6 protein-coding genes are annotated in these 6,808 nt (G+C 62.1%); 2 read left to right on the top strand and 4 right to left on the bottom strand.

The features are described 5' to 3' along the window. Positions 1 to 20 precede the first annotated feature (20 nt). The 4 genes from C7C56_RS08065 to C7C56_RS08080 form a co-directional block, all read right to left on the bottom strand. Positions 21 to 452 (bottom strand): energy transducer TonB, encoded by a 432-nt coding sequence (locus C7C56_RS08065; protein WP_146204338.1) that lies wholly within the window; start codon positions 450 to 452, stop codon positions 21 to 23. A 230-nt stretch (positions 453 to 682) separates the two neighbouring features. After that, positions 683 to 2,113: a hypothetical protein gene (locus tag C7C56_RS08070; protein ID WP_146204339.1), complete on the bottom strand. Its 1,431-nt coding sequence runs from the start codon at positions 2,111 to 2,113 to the stop codon at positions 683 to 685. A gap of 91 nt (positions 2,114 to 2,204) precedes the next feature. Beyond that, positions 2,205 to 3,083, bottom strand: a complete 879-nt coding sequence (locus tag C7C56_RS08075) for an ABC transporter ATP-binding protein (protein WP_106756932.1) — start codon at positions 3,081 to 3,083, stop codon at positions 2,205 to 2,207. Beyond that, a complete protein-coding gene (locus tag C7C56_RS08080) occupies positions 3,080 to 3,472 on the bottom strand; it encodes a GntR family transcriptional regulator (protein ID WP_106756933.1) in 393 nt (130 codons plus the stop codon). The genes C7C56_RS08075 and C7C56_RS08080 overlap by 4 nt, the downstream gene beginning before the upstream one ends. A gap of 166 nt (positions 3,473 to 3,638) precedes the next feature. Between C7C56_RS08080 and C7C56_RS08085 the strand changes: the two genes are divergently transcribed. After that, positions 3,639 to 4,850 carry a DUF2863 family protein gene (locus tag C7C56_RS08085; RefSeq protein WP_106756934.1) on the top strand — a complete coding sequence of 404 codons (1,212 nt, stop codon included), beginning with the start codon at positions 3,639 to 3,641 and terminating at the stop codon, positions 4,848 to 4,850. A gap of 327 nt (positions 4,851 to 5,177) precedes the next feature. Beyond that, the coding region (locus tag C7C56_RS08090) for a putative bifunctional diguanylate cyclase/phosphodiesterase (protein ID WP_106756935.1) at positions 5,178 to 6,808 on the top strand (1,631 nt) is incomplete at its 3' end.

Below are 6,808 nucleotides of genomic sequence, written 5' to 3' on the forward strand. Positions count from 1 at the left end.
TGTATTTAAGGGATGTTGTACTAGTCTTTGATCGACCAGACGTAGGACATGCGCAACCAGGCCTTGCGGCGCGCGCCGTTCGTTTCCACCACTTTGAATGCGCACTGCCGCAACGCGACCATCGCGGCGACATCGAGCGCGGTGTGGCCGCTCGACTTGACGATTCTGTCGCCCAGCAGCGAGCCGTCGACGTCGATCAGAAATTCAAGCGTGACGGTCCCTTGCTCCTCGTCGCGCATCGACGCTTTGGGATACTCCGGCTTCTTGCAATGCGGGTCGCCGGGGCCGATGCGGGTGTAGGCGGGCACGTAGGCGCCGGTTTTGAATTGCTGGGCGCTGGCGGGCGCATGCATTGCGATGCAGGCGGCGGCCAGGCACAAAGTGGTCGCGGCCCCGCCCGCGGTCAATGATATGTAATTGAGGCGTTTTAGATATTCTTGCAGGGCTAACATGACGACTTTCTGGTATTGGGAATGGCGTAATTCGGGGGGGACGCGCCGAATGGTCGCATGAGTGAAAAGACAAATCAACTGCATATCGGCGAATTGCTTCGCGCGCCGGTCCGATTCGCAATTTCGCAACGCTAATTCCCCGTTGTGTTTCTGTTTCGATAATTTGAATGCCGCCGATCGGGTCTTGTCGCCAGCGAGCTTGAGTTGCCGGACGACGGCAGGGCGCTCAACTACTTTGAAACCGTGCCGGTTCCGCGCGCGCGCCGTTGCGTCATGCGGCCGACCGGGAAGGCGACCGGGGCCGCCACCATGGCCAGCCAACGCCGGTGGATGAGAAGCACGGACGCGGCGCCGTACACGCCGATGAGCAACAGCCACGGCGCCTCGTACTTTTGCGTGAGCACGCCCATCACGCAGGCCAGCGCAACAATGGCGATGATCGACAGCGCAAGGCGCGACGACGGTTTGGCGGCCCGCGCATCGGCGTAATTTTGGAGCGGCAGGGCGGCCAGCGGCAGCAGCAGCACGGCGCCCGACACGATCACGGCCAAGCCATCGAGACTCGCTTCGTGCAGGGTCAGCACCACGGTTGCGGACAGCAGTGCAACCGTCCAGCTCGCAAGAAAGCGGCGCATCAAGGTGTTGGCGAAGGCGCGGTTCAGACCAGATCCTTGCGGAATGGCCGGCGCGAGCCGCAGCAGGATTTGTTCGTTGCGTTTCGTCTGGAAGCTTGTATCGAGGAAGAACAAATGCGTCAAGGGCGCCAGCATCGACAGTCCGACCGACCAGCAGGTGATCATGAAGGAGAGATTCTTTGAAATCGCGCCCGGCGGCAGTGCATATCGCAGCGCCAGCCAAAGCGCGCCAGCGCCGCCAATGGCGACCAGCGGCAATTGGAGCCACTGGTAGCTCGGGCCGAGCAGGTATCCGAGCATGGTGGAGGCCGGGGCGCGACGGGCACAATGGCGACGCAGCCGAGCCGCTTCGATCCTGCCAAGGCGCAGTTGTTGGTTCGCCGCGGCCATGGTTGCCAGCATCAGGGGATGCTTGAGCAGTCTGGCCTGGAACGCGGCGTGGGCGTCCCCGCCATTCTGTATGAGAAGGCGCGCCACAAGCGAGCCAAAGGCGAACAGCAGCAAGGTCAGGAGCGTCAGCACAAGGGGATTGCCGAGGATGGCGCGCCATGGAACGTCCAGAATCTGCGCTGTGAAAAACGTCACGACGATCACATTGAAAAGCAGCGCTTTGTAGCGGATCGTGAGCGCGCTTAGCAGGAGAAATGCCGCAATGCCGAGCGTTAGCGCGACGAACTGACCCGTGTGGAATGAAATAATAAGCGCGAGTGCCGCGCTCGCGAGCGCGCACCCAGCCAAAAATACGCGCATCAGACGGATCCGCAGTTGCGGTGAAAGCAGCGCGCGCGCCGGCGAGTTCTGTATCACGAGGCCCAGCACCAGCCTCGGCCAGACGATGGCCAGCAGGCAGCCGGCCGGAAAGCCGGCGCCGAACGCGATGCTCTTGCGCCAGTCGCCGTATGCGATCCCCAACGCGGTGCCGGCGACCATCATTACCAGCAAAACGACGCGAAGCGAGCGGCTTTCGGCCTGGCGATGCCGCCCCGCGGCCAGGATCAGATAGTATGAGTTTAAGGTTGCGCGCATGTTGGTCCGATATGAGCTTGTATAGGCGTTTGTTGAGGAAGCTCCGCATCAGGCAATACCTTGGATGGGAGCAGGATGTGGCGCGACGCCTTCATTGGGTCACTCCCACGAACAGGTCTTCGAGGCTGAGCGCATCGATGCGCACGCCGGGGTGGGCCGCGCGCAGGCGCTCGAACTCGCCCGCCGAGGCGCGGATGATGACGTCGGTGCCGCCGGCGTTGTCGTTGCTGCGGCCCAGTTCGAGGCCGAAGCCGAATGTCGTGATCGCCAACGCCGGGCCGCTCACACGATGGGTGGTCTCGAGCAGCTCGTCGAGCGGGCCCTCGAGCGCGATCTTTCCGTCTTTGAGGAAGGCGATGTCGAGCGCGACGCGTTCGAGGTCCGACAAGATGTGGGTCGAAAAGATGACCGTGGTGTCGCGTTCGATCACGCCGTCGATCAGCTCGCGCAGGAATTCGCGCCGTCCCACCGGGTCGAGGCTGGCGACCGGCTCGTCGAGGATCAGCAGTTCGGGATCGTGGGCGAGGGCGCGGATGATCGACAGGCGCTGCTTCTCGCCGCCCGAAAACTGGCTGATCGGCTTTTTGCGCGCGGCGGCGTCGAAGCCCCAGCGGCCCAGCAGGGCTTCGACCTTGGCCGTGTTCCAGTGCGGGTAGAGCGCCTTGAAATAGTCGAGCATCTGGTTCGGCGTGAGCCACTCGAACAGGTCGGACTGCTGCGGCACGTAGGCGATCTTCGCCCGCGTCTGCACGCTCAGATTGTCGACGCCTTCGCCATACAGGGTGACCGCGCCGGCGTCGGTTTCGCGCAGGCCGAGCATGCATTCGAGCAGGGTCGACTTGCCGGCGCCGTTGCGGCCCAGCAGGCCGATCACCTTGCCCGGTTCCACCCTCCAGCTCAGTTGGTCGAGCACGGTCTTGCTGTCGAAGGACTTCGAGATGTTCTTGATTTCAATGATTGCAGCGCTCATTTTTTTTCTTCCAAAATTAGTTTGAATAGGGCTATGACGGTGTCGGCGTCGAGTTCGAGTTGTCTCGCCTCCAGCGCGGCGCGCTCGAGGGCGGGGCGCAGCAGCAGGGCCCGGTCGACGGCGCCGTTGCCGGGGCGGTCGGCCACGATCATGCCCAGGCCCCGGCGGCGCGTGAACACGCCTTCGAGTTCGAGCATGCCGTAGGCCTTCGAGACCGTCATCGGGTTCAGCGCCAGCGACTGCGCGACCTCGCGCACCGACGGCAGGCCGTCGCCGGGCGCGAGTTGCCCGCCGGCTACCAGGCGGCGCGCCTGGTCGATCAATTGGCGGTAGATCGGCTCGGCCGAGCCTGTCGCAATTGAAAACAGATTGGGGGGATGTGCTGCCATTTTTCCGATCCTGTGTATTAGCTTATTAATACAGTACATTAAGTTGACGGAAATGCCAACTGGTTTTATCAAGGCGGCATAGTCGGCGGCCGCGCGCCATTAAATCTGGCCGCGACGCCCCCCAGGCGCTACCATGGCGGGATTAGCCACCCACGCAGCCTCCCCAATGCCTAAAAACAAGCGCCCCGAACCCCGCAAACCAGCCAAGGCGGCCGAGCCCGATGACGACACGCTGGCGCAGGCGCTGGCCGATCTGGCGCTCGAACTGGCCGAGCAGGAGGACTTTGATGCCGCGCCCGAACTCGCGCGCGAACAGGGCGAGCGGTTCAACCGCATCGTGCGCAACGCGCTGCGCAAGAACAACGACGAGTTGCTGTACGGGGCGGTCGAGCGGGCGCGCTACGCCGATGTGGGCGCCTACCAGTACCTGCGCAGCCATATCGAGGAGGCAAGCGCCACCGCGCTGATGCGCCGCGAGGGCGGCCCGCCGATGGAGATCAACGCCTTCGCCGTGCCCGTGTTCGTGCACAGCACGGGCGGACTGAAGCAGGCCGAGGGGTTCCAGGATCCGGACGCCTTCGACGCGCTGGTCGCCAGTTTCGCGCAGGCCGGGCTGGAGAGCCCGGACGCCAAGGTGGTGCTGATCAGCCATGCCTACGACCTCGACGAGATCGACCGCATCACCTACAGCCACCTGAGCGAGATGGTGCGCGACGCCCACGCCACCATGACCGAGAAAAAACTGACGGCCACCCCCGCGCTCGAGCGCAGTTTGGCGGGCTGGTCCGAAAGCGGCTTCGGCGCCGGCGACCAGGCCATGGAGTTGCGCTTCCTGCTGGGTTTCGCGCTCAAGCGCACGGACGACCCGTTCTACCAGGTTCCAAACGACGAGGCCGAGGCCGACGCCTGGTTCGCCGCGCGCATGCTGCGCTACCAGGCCTGGACCGGGCGGGCGGCGCCGCTGGTCAAGCGTTGCATGGCGGGGGCGCCGGCGTCGCTCGAGCTCAATTTCCTGTACCAGGATCTGTTTTTCGGCGCCAAGGAGCAGGGGGTGGCCGAATACGCGATGCTGCAGATGATGGCCGCCGTCAACCAGGCGCTGGAGCGGCACCAGTGCGCGCCGGGGGCGGTGCGCGCGGTGGTCGCGCCGGCCGACGTCGACGATGTGATCGTGCTGCGCGTCAACCTGTATGCGAACGCCGGCGGCGCCCTGCTGGTGTCGTCGGAAAAGCCGTTCGACCTGGCGGCCGACCTCGAGACCGAGGTCGACGACATCGCCGACGCCCTCGGCACGCTGGGGATCGTGGCGGTCGAGGTGGCGATGAAGTTCGACAAGCAGGGCACGCCGGTCGACCCGCGGCCCTGCCACGGCGCCTAGTTCCTGACGCGCGTCCGGCCGGCAAGCTCAACACCGTCGCACTTAGCCATGTCCTCGCGCCTGCGCGGCCAGTGCGTCGGTCAAAAAATAGCAACGCTCGTGCGAATACGCGTCGCGGGAAAAGGTCTTTAGCTTGGGGAACGAAGCGACAACGCTTTGGTCGAACATGTACGCCGGTCGCCCCCCGAACAAATTCAACCGTAAAGATGGGGGAACCCATGCCGGCGCATGAAGTTGGCGGAGGAGGTCGGTTGTGGTCGATATTGTCACCATAGAACGTGTGCTTGTTAGCGACGTAAGCATGCTTGCGCCGTCCGAAGGTCGGCGATGAAGCCTGATCGTCGCTTAAGCGCACAGCGCGACCGGCGCCAACATGCTGCGAACGCGGTGGGATACCAGATTTCGCCTGACGGCGATCCGGCGAGCGCGACACCCGACGCTTTGCCGACCGTAGAAGTCGACGAAGTAAGCTCCGCCGATGCAGTCGCGGCACGTGAACGGCACGCGGAGACCATGGATTGGCGGGAGGGGCGGGCGCTTCTGCGCGAAACCGCGATCGGAGAGCGTGAGGGCGGGGCGCTGGCGCGCGAAGATGTCGCCGGCGGGCGCGAACTTGCGGTGTTGCAGCGGGAAATGTCCGCGACCTCGCGCGAACAAGATCTTCACACACTGATCGGTTGGAAAGCGGCGCAAACGGAGGATCGCAATGTTAAATTACGATTGGCCAACGAACAACTGGTCTTGTCGTCCGTCCAATTGCTGGTCGCCCGCGAAGAAATCGAAAAATCCAGAGCCGAGATACTGCACTTGGCGCAGCACGATTTCCTGACGGATCTGCCAAACCGCGTCCAGCTATTCGACCGGATCGGACAGGCGATTCTGCTCGCAAAAAGGCATCCGGCAAAATTGGCGGTGCTGTTCCTGGATTTGGACAGGTTTAAAATCATCAACGATTCTTATGGTCACGCCATGGGCGATCAGTTGCTGAAAGCGGCCGCGCAACGCCTCACCAGCGCCGTGCGCAGCAGCGATACCATTTCCCGGCATGGTGGTGATGAGTTTATTATAATATTGTCTGAGGCAAAGCAACTTTACACCCTCGAGCGCAAGATCATTGAAATCCACCAAGCGGTGACGGCCCCGTATTTTATCGACGGTATTGAGTTGCGTGTTGGCGCCACAATCGGTGTGAGCGTCTTTCCCGACGATGGCGAGGACGCCGTGGCGCTGATTCGCGCCGCTGATAGTGCAATGTATTTTGCGAAACAAAATGGCCGGAACGGGTACAAATTTTTCACCCACGAAATGCGTGCACTCGATGCCGAACGACGCAGTGTGGAAGTCAGCTTGCGTCAAGCCGTCGAACAACATCAGTTCGAGCTTTTTTATCAGGCACAAATTAATCTTGAAAGTGGTGCTGTCACGGGTGCGGAGGCGCTGATCCGATGGCGCCATCCCAGCAGGGGGTTGCTGTTGCCGGCATGGTTTGTGCCGATCGCCGAGGATTCCGGGGCGATTGTCGCGATGGGCCGATGGGTTTTGCGCGAGGCGTGTCGCCAGGCCAAGTCCTGGCTCGATGCCGGTTTGACGTTGGATGTCATCGCGGTAAATATTTCCGCGCGCGAGTTCGAGAATGGCAATTTTTTGGAGTGCATCAGCTTGGTGTTGAGGGAAACCGGTTTGGCGCCCCATCACCTCGAGCTCGAATTGACAGAAACCGTTCTGATGAAAAATTTCGAAGCGTCCGCAACCACTTTGCGTGCCCTTCGATCAATGGGGGTCAAAATTTCGATCGACGATTTTGGTACCGGGTATTCAAGCCTAAGTTATTTGAAAAATTTTCCGTTCGATACGCTGAAGATCGATCAATCATTTGTACGCGATATATCGAACGGTCCGGACGATGTGCTTCTTTCGGCGATCATCGGAATCGGAATCGGCTTGCAGCACCACGTCAT

Origin of the sequence: Massilia glaciei, from assembly GCF_003011895.2 — a bacterium.
Classification (GTDB): domain Bacteria; phylum Pseudomonadota; class Gammaproteobacteria; order Burkholderiales; family Burkholderiaceae_D; genus Telluria_A; species Telluria_A glaciei.

Excerpts from the sequence above, each read along its gene's own strand:
- C7C56_RS08065 (WP_146204338.1), bottom strand. The coding sequence starts at position 452 with ATGTTAGCCCTGCAAGAATATCTAAAACGCCTCAATTACATATCATTG.
- C7C56_RS08070 (WP_146204339.1), bottom strand. The coding sequence starts at position 2,113 with ATGCGCGCAACCTTAAACTCATACTATCTGATCCTGGCCGCGGGGCGG.
- C7C56_RS08075 (WP_106756932.1), bottom strand. The coding sequence starts at position 3,083 with ATGAGCGCTGCAATCATTGAAATCAAGAACATCTCGAAGTCCTTCGAC.
- C7C56_RS08080 (WP_106756933.1), bottom strand. The coding sequence starts at position 3,472 with ATGGCAGCACATCCCCCCAATCTGTTTTCAATTGCGACAGGCTCGGCC.
- C7C56_RS08085 (WP_106756934.1), top strand. The coding sequence starts at position 3,639 with ATGCCTAAAAACAAGCGCCCCGAACCCCGCAAACCAGCCAAGGCGGCC.